Source organism: Roseovarius sp. (assembly GCF_018066915.1).
Taxonomy (GTDB): Bacteria; Pseudomonadota; Alphaproteobacteria; order Rhodobacterales; family Rhodobacteraceae; genus Roseovarius.
This window is the reverse complement of record NZ_JAGPVV010000282.1, coordinates 1-6,312: the sequence shown is the minus strand read 5'-3', so window position 1 is coordinate 6,312 and position 6,312 is coordinate 1. Positions and strand designations below refer to the sequence as shown.

Sequence of the window (6,312 nt, the reverse complement as noted above, 5' to 3'; positions counted from 1 at the left end):
TGCGTCCAGCTTGGCCCCTGATTGCGGGCGCGAATGTCGATGAAGGTGGCGTCATAGGGCCAGACCAGCGGGCCAAGGAACACCGCTGCGATAATGAGGATCAGAACGACACTGCCAATGAGGGCGCCCCGGTGGCTGCGGAACTGATCCCAGACGTCGCGCCACTGGCTGCGCGGCGGGGCTGTCGGGCCGGTGTCGGCGAGGGCCGCGATGGGTTTCGGGGTTTCAGTCATAGCGAATCCTCGGGTCGAACACGCCATAGAGCACGTCGGCGACGATGTTGAAAAAGACGATCAGCACCGCAATCATGAAGGTCACGGTCTGCACCATCGGCAGGTCGTTGGCCTCGATCGCGGTGATCAGAAGCTGGCCCAGCCCGTTCACCTTGAAAATCTGTTCGGTGATGATCGCGCCGCCAAAGATCGAGGGCACGCCGAGCGCGATTACCGTGATCACCGGGATCATCGAGTTGCGCAGCACATGCACCATGACCACCGACCATTCCGACAGCCCCTTGGCGCGGGCGGTGCGCACGTAATCCTGATTGAGGTTGTCCAGCATCGAGGCGCGCATGAAGCGGCTGATCTGCGCCGTGGTCTGCAGGGCGAGCACCATCACCGGCATGACCATCTGCATCAATTGCAGCTTGAACGTCTGCCAGTCCACGACCACCAGCGTGGTGTCATAGATCGAGGGCAGCCAGCCCAGTTGCACCGAAAAGATCACGATCACCAGCACGCCGGAAAAGAACGGCGGGACCGAATAGCCGACCATGGTGACAAAGGTGCCGGTCTGGTCGAACACGGAATATTGCCGATAGGCGGAATAGATGCCGATGGGCAGGGCAATCAGGATGCCCACCACATAGGACATCGCCACCACCCAGAGGGTTTGCGGCATGCGCTGAACGATCACATCCATCACCGGTGAACGGAATTGCCAACTGAGCACGCGCTGCTGGCCTTCGGCCAAAGCGGTGCCAAACAGCCAGTCGATCAACATCATCGGCTCGACCACAAAGAACTGCCACATCCATTTCAGGAAGCGAATATGCGTGGGCTCGCCCAGACCGAGGGCCAGGCGCATCTTTTCCTTGACGTCGGGCGGCACGGTCAGGGGCACCTGTGCCATGGGATCGCCGGGCGCCAATTCGAGCAGGAGAAAGATCACGAGGCTGATGAACAGCAGCGTCGGGATCGCGAGGACGAACCTTCGGATCGTATAGGTCAGCATGCGCGGCGCCTTTTACGGGTCGTTCTTATTGGTGTCTGACAGGCAAGGCACCGCCCCGGAGATGCTCCGGGGCGGCCGTTCCGGATCAGATCACTTAATCCGGAACCAGTCCGCGGCGTTCCAAAGCTCGGTATCCCAGGTGTTCAGCTCGACCCCGCCCAGCGTGTTGGAGCGCGCCGAGACGCGGCCCCGGTCCACCAGCGGCACGATGGTGTAGCTGTCCTTGGTCAGCATGTCGTTGAGTTTCCGGGCAATGTCGCCGCGCTTTTCCAACTCTGCGGTGCGGCCCAGTTCCTTGACCAATTCGTCATAGGCCGGATCGCAGAAGCGGTTGATATTCTCGCCCTGCCACTGGGTTTCGGGGCGCGGGGCCTTTTCACAGGTATAGCCCGCCAGATAGCTCTGCGGATCGGTGCCATCGAAGTTGTTGGCATACATTTCCACATCGGCGTAGAATTTGGGGAAGGTGTCGGGGCTGCCCGGATCGCTGCCAAAAAACACCGAAGCCGAGATATTGCGCAACTCGGTTTCAACCCCGATTTCCGACCACCACTGTTTGATCAGCGCCTGAAAATCCTGCCGCACGGCATTGGTCGAGGTCTGATAGAGCAGCGAGAGCTTCTTGCCGTCCTTTTCGCGGATGCCGCCGGCACCCACGGTCCAGCCTGCCTCTTCCAAGAGCGCCTTGGCCCCTTCGATGTCCTGCGTCAGGCAGTCGGTGTTGTCGGAGGCAAAGATTTCGGGGGCTGGTACGAGATTGCAGGTCGGACGACCGGCCTTGCCATAGCCGATTTCGGTCAGCAATTCGCGGTCAATCGCCATCGAGAGCGCCTTGCGCACGCGCATGTCGGTCAGGATCGGGTGCGGATGCTTGGCGGTTGCGCGCTCGCCTTCGGGCAGGTCGGGCGAGGGATCGGTCATGTTCATCTCGATCCGCTCGACCAGCGTGCCAAAGGCCGACATGGCCACGCCCTTGCCTGCCGCCTCCATATTGGCGATCACGTCGGGGGCGAGTTGCAGGTTCCACGCATAGTCGAATTCGCCGGTTTCGAGCACCGCACGGCCCGCCGCCGTGGCATCGCCGCCGCCCTTGAAGGTCATGGTGGCAAAGCGCGGCTTGGCCGGGTCGCGGTAATTGGGGTTGGCCGAGAGTGAGATCACGTCATTGGGGCGGAATTCATCCACCTTGAAGGGGCCGGTGCCGATGGGCGAGAAATTGGCATCGGTGCATTCCTGCGCCTTGGCCCCCAGACAATTGGCGAATTGCGCCGCCTGAATGATCGGGGCCTGCCCGCCCATGAAGGGACCATAGGGCACCGGGGTGGGCTGTGAGAAGTTCACCTTGACCGTCAGATCGTCGATCACCTCGACCGATTCCACGCCCTCATATTTGCCAAGCTGGGCGCAGCCGCCTTCGGGGTGCATGCAGTATTCGGCGGTGAATTTCACGTCATTTGCGGTAAAGGGCGTGCCATCCGACCATGTGATGCCCGGCTTGATCTTCCATGTGATGGAGGTGAGATCCTCGGACACGCCACCATTGGCGACGGTGGGGATTTCTTCGGCCAGATAGGGGATCATCTCGCCTTTGGTGTTGTAGCGGCCCAAGGGTTCGATCACGAGGCTGGCGGCCTCTACCTCTTTGGTGCCGCCCGAGAGATAGGGGTTCATGATGGACGGCGCTTGCCAGTAGATCAGGTTCACATGGCCATCCGCGCCGCGCTCGGCCATCGCCACAGAGGCGAGGCTGGTGGCGGCGGTAGCGCCAAGCAAGAGAGATTTCAGGGTCATGGCTTTGGTCTTCCTCCGGTGTTGGACAGCGATTTTTGTGCCGTCTCATTCGTTTATCCGCGGCGCGTTAGGCTTGGCCGGGCGCATGCCGTGTCGGGTGCGGGTGGCCCACAACCCTGACTGGCATGGGCATCTCAGACCGGATCAGAATAAAATGCAAGCATTCCATTTGCGCGATGGGTCAACATCGCGTGCTCCGTGCGGCGTTGTTTGACAGGGACGCGCGAAAGTGAGTAGCGTTTAGGCATGATCCCCTGATTGCAGAGGCCGCGCCCATGCTGGATACCCCGATTGTCCGGATCGAGAATCTCCGGGTCGAATTCGAGACGCGGGATGGGCCGGTCGTCGGGGTCGAGGATGTGTCCTTTGGCGTGAACCCCGGCGAGACGGTCTGTGTCGTGGGCGAGAGCGGATCGGGCAAATCGGTGTCGTCGCTGTCGCTGATGCGGCTGATTGACTACGGCGGCGGTGCGATCACCGGCGGGCGAATCCTGTTTGACCGCAAAGAGGGCGGCACGGTTGATCTGGCCCAGACGGATCAGAGCCTGATGCGCACGATCCGGGGCAATGAGATCGGCATGATCTTTCAAGAGCCGATGACCGCGCTCAACCCGGTCTTTACCGTGGAGCGACAATTGTCCGAGGGGCTGCGCGTGCATCGCGGCCTCGACAAGGCGGCGGCACGGGCGCAGGCGCTCGAGCTTTTGCGCGAGGTGCGGATTCCAGAGCCGGAGCGCCGGTTGCAGCAATATCCGCATGAATTGTCGGGCGGGATGCGGCAGCGGGTGGTGATCGCCATGGCGCTGGCCTGCAAGCCGCGCCTGCTTATTGCGGACGAACCGACGACCGCGCTCGACGTGACCATTCAGGCCGAGATTCTGGCGCTGATTGACAGGCTCAAGCGCGAGACCGGCACGGCGGTGATTTTCATCACGCATGACATGGCGGTCGTGGCACAGATGGCCGACCGGGTGGTCGTGATGTTTCGCGGCACCAAGGTCGAAGAAGGGCCGGTCGAGCAGATTTTCGAGGCCCCGACCCATGATTACACCAAGGCGCTGCTCGCGGCAGTGCCCAAGCTGGGCGAGATGCGCGGCAAGGCCTATCCGGAACCCATGCGCCTCTTGGGGTCGGACGCCCATGAGGTCAAGCCGATCAAAGGGCAGGATCAAGAGCTGTTGCGTGTCAAAGGCCTGACCACGCGGTTTCCGGTCAAGGGCGGGTTCTTTCGCCGAACACTGGCCAATGTGCATGCGGTCGAAGACCTGTCTTTTACCCTGCAAAAGGGCCGCACGCTCAGCCTTGTGGGGGAATCGGGCTGTGGCAAATCCACCGCTGGCCGCTCGATCCTGCGGTTGATCGAGCCGATGGCGGGCGAGGTGGTGCTCGATGGCGTCGATATCATGGCGCTTGGGCCCGCCGATCTGCGCCGCGCCCGCGTGGATATGCAGATGGTCTTTCAAGACCCGTTCGCCAGCCTCAATCCACAGATGAAGCTGGCGGCGCAGGTGGCGGAACCGATGAAGAATTACGGGCTGGTGTCAGGGTCCGAGATCGAGGACCGGGTGGCGATGCTCTTTGACCGGGTGGAATTGCCGCGCTCTTTTCTGCGGCGGTTTCCGCATGAGTTGAGCGGCGGACAGCGGCAGCGGGTGGCGATTGCCCGCGCGCTGGCGCTCAACCCCAAGCTCATTGTCGCGGATGAGGCGGTGAGTGCATTGGATGTGAGCGTGCAGGCGCAGGTGCTCAACCTGATGATGGAATTGCAAGCAGATCTGGGGCTGAGTTACGTCTTTATCAGTCATGACATGGCCGTGGTCGAACGGGTGAGCCATGATGTCGGCGTCATGTATCTGGGCCGGATCGTGGAGCGGGGGCCGCGCGCGGCGGTGTTCGAGAACCCGCAGCATCCCTATACGCAGGCCTTGATGAAGGCGGTGCCGATTGCCGATCCACGGCGGCGGAAATCCGAAAAGGACCTGAATTTCAAGCCGATCCCCTCGCCCATCCACCGGGTCGGCTATGAGCCGGGGCCGTCGGTTTACCGAGAAGTCGATCCGGGGCATTTTGTACTGACCTCGGACAGCGGGTATTGAGCATGGCCGAGCGTTTGACGCCGTTCGAGATCATGGAACGGCTTGTTGCGTTTCCCACTGTCAGCCGCGACAGCAATCTGCCCTTGGTGGATTGGGTCGAGGCGTATCTGGACAGTCACGGGATAGAATCGCATCGCTATTATGACGAGACCGGCGAGAAGGCGGCGATTTTCGCCCATGTCGGGCCTCAGGTGGCGGGCGGTGTCGTCCTCTCCGGTCATACCGATGTGGTGCCGGTGGATGGGCAGCCCTGGAGCAGCGATCCCTATACCGTGGTCGAGCGCGACGGCAGATATTACGGGCGCGGCTGCTGCGATATGAAAGGGTTTGACGCGCTGGCGATCTGGGCGCTGGTCGAGGCGCATCATTCGGGCGTGGCGCGGCCCCTGCAACTGGCGCTGAGTTATGACGAAGAGGTGGGATGTCTCGGGGCGCCGCCGATGATTGCGGCGATGCAGGGTGTCGTGCCGCGCGCGGATCTGGCGATTATCGGCGAGCCGTCGATGATGCAGGCGGTCACGGGCCACAAGGGCGGGATTGGCTATGAGGTGCATGTGGTGGGCTACGAGGTGCATAGCTCGATCCTGCATCTGGGCGTCAATGCGATCATGTCCGCTGCCCCGCTGATCGACTGGGCCAATGCCCGCAATGCCGAGAACCGGGCGAAAGAGCCAACAGACCTTGCCGCGATGTTCGATCCGCCTTGGACCACGCTGCATGTGGGGCAGATTTCGGGCGGCACCGCGCATAACATCACCGCCAAGGATTGCCGCTTTGGCATGGATTTCCGGGTGGTGCCGGGCGAGGATGCCGAAGGATGGGGGCGGCTCTTTGAGGCGCGGGTGGCCGAGGCAGAGGCCGAGATGCAGGCCGTGCGCCCCGAGGCGCGGATTGACCTGCGCCCAAGGTTCCGCGTGCCGGGTCTGCAACCCGAAGAGGCGGGCGCGGCGGAGAGCCTCGTGCGCCAGATCACCGGCGACAATGGCCGCCACGTGGTCAGCTACGGCACCGAGGCGGGGCAATTCCAAGAGGCGGGCTATTCCGCCGTGATCTGCGGCCCCGGCGACATAGCCCAAGCGCACCAGCCCGATGAATATATCACCGTGGCACAATTCAACGCAGGCCATGATTTCATGCGCGCGCTCTTGGGGCGGTTGCAGGGGTGAAGGCCCCCTGCCCCTTGCCCCGCCTC

4 protein-coding genes and 1 pseudogene are annotated in these 6,312 nt (G+C 62.4%); 2 read left to right on the top strand and 3 right to left on the bottom strand.

The window, feature by feature from the left end:
* The 3 genes and pseudogenes from KBT70_RS15845 to KBT70_RS15835 form a co-directional block, all read right to left on the bottom strand.
* Positions 1 to 233 (bottom strand): annotated as a pseudogene (locus tag KBT70_RS15845) (ABC transporter permease); the annotation flags it as partial.
* Positions 226 to 1,233 carry an ABC transporter permease gene (locus KBT70_RS15840; RefSeq protein ID WP_296636130.1) on the bottom strand — a complete coding sequence of 336 codons (1,008 nt, stop codon included), beginning with the start codon at positions 1,231 to 1,233 and terminating at the stop codon, positions 226 to 228. The pseudogene KBT70_RS15845 and the gene KBT70_RS15840, both read right to left, overlap by 8 nt.
* Before the next feature lie 90 nt (positions 1,234 to 1,323).
* Positions 1,324 to 3,024 carry a peptide ABC transporter substrate-binding protein gene (locus tag KBT70_RS15835; RefSeq protein WP_296636127.1) on the bottom strand — a complete coding sequence of 567 codons (1,701 nt, stop codon included), beginning with the start codon at positions 3,022 to 3,024 and terminating at the stop codon, positions 1,324 to 1,326.
* Positions 3,025 to 3,299: 275 nt separating this feature from the next.
* On the opposite strand from KBT70_RS15835, the gene KBT70_RS15830 reads away from it, so the two are divergent.
* Both KBT70_RS15830 and argE read left to right on the top strand, forming a co-directional pair.
* Positions 3,300 to 5,120, top strand: a complete 1,821-nt coding sequence (locus KBT70_RS15830; protein ID WP_296636124.1) for an ABC transporter ATP-binding protein — start codon at positions 3,300 to 3,302, stop codon at positions 5,118 to 5,120.
* Positions 5,121 to 5,122: 2 nt separating this feature from the next.
* Positions 5,123 to 6,286 (top strand): acetylornithine deacetylase, encoded by a 1,164-nt coding sequence (gene argE, locus KBT70_RS15825; RefSeq protein WP_296636121.1) that lies wholly within the window; start codon positions 5,123 to 5,125, stop codon positions 6,284 to 6,286.
* Positions 6,287 to 6,312 lie beyond the last annotated feature (26 nt).